Annotated in this window: 2 protein-coding genes; both read left to right on the plus strand. The window is 76.9% G+C overall.

Annotated elements, in window-relative coordinates:
* On the plus strand, positions 1 to 275 hold a 275-nt coding region (locus LPA54_RS34870), incomplete at its 5' end, for a molybdopterin dinucleotide binding domain-containing protein (RefSeq protein ID WP_306806586.1).
* Between the two features lie 8 nt (positions 276 to 283).
* A partial coding sequence (locus tag LPA54_RS34875) for an FAD-dependent oxidoreductase (RefSeq protein ID WP_228984626.1) occupies positions 284 to 631 on the plus strand: 348 nt, incomplete at its 3' end.

Here is a 631-nt window from a genome sequence, read left to right on the forward strand (position 1 = left end):
TCCCCGAGCCGTACGTCGAGATCCACCCCGACACCGCCGCACGCGCGGGTCTGCGCGAGGGCGGCACGGCCCGCGTCACCTCGGCCCGCGGCACCACGGTCGCGCGGGTCAGGCTGGTCGGCAGCATGCGCACGGACACGGTGTTCCTGCCGTTCCACCACCCCGGCGCCGGCCGGGCCAACCTGATCACCGGCACCGCCCTCGACCCCCGCAGCAGGATGCCCGAGTTCAAGGTCTGCGCCGTGCGGATCGAACCCGGCTCCGACGCACCGTGAGGCCCGCCATGACCGCCACGCACCACGTCCTCGTCGTCGGCCACGGACCCGCGGCGCACCGGCTCGTCGAGCGGCTGCGGGCGCACGGACACCGCGGCCCGGTCACCGTCCTCGGAGCGGAGCCGCGGCCGGCCTACAACCGGGTGCTGCTCACCTCCGTCCTCGACGGCACCCTCACCGCCGGGGACCTGGAACTGCCCGCCCCGCCCGACGGCGTGCGCGTCAGGTCCGGCGTCACCGCCACCGCCGTCGACCGCGCCCGCCGCCTGGTGCGCACCGACAGCGGCGAGACCTTCCGCTACGACCGGCTGGTGCTCGCCACCGGCGCCCGGCCGAGCATCCCGCGGCTGGCCGGC

The sequence above is a fragment of the Streptomyces sp. DH12 genome (assembly GCF_020873895.1).
Lineage (GTDB): Bacteria > Actinomycetota > Actinomycetes > Streptomycetales > Streptomycetaceae > Streptomyces.